This window comes from Chryseobacterium sp. SIMBA_028 (genome assembly GCF_046535285.1).
GTDB lineage: Bacteria > Bacteroidota > Bacteroidia > Flavobacteriales > Weeksellaceae > Chryseobacterium.
On the sequence record NZ_JAWRWZ010000540.1, the window covers coordinates 1 to 256 of the forward strand.

Below are 256 nucleotides of genomic sequence, written 5' to 3' on the forward strand. Positions count from 1 at the left end.
GTGTTTGATGGCGAAGACTGCGCAACAACCCGTTCTGGTGATCATGGGAGTTTCCGGTTCGGGCAAGTCGACCGTGGCCGGTGTACTGGTCGGCAAGCTGGGGTGGGACCTTGCAGAAGGAGACGACCTTCACCCAGAAGCCAACGTGGCAAAGATGCAATCCGGGCAGGCACTCAGCGATGAGGACCGTTGGCCTTGGCTTGAGATCATTTCCCGCTGGATCAAGGAACACACTGAGGCCGGAAAGCCCGCGACC

Annotated in this window: 1 protein-coding gene; it reads left to right on the forward strand. The window is 59.4% G+C overall.

Annotated features, from left to right (window positions below):
- Nucleotides 1-256, forward strand: a 256-nt coding sequence (locus SCA31_RS24420; RefSeq protein ID WP_410699563.1) for a gluconokinase, incomplete at both ends; no start/stop codon positions are given.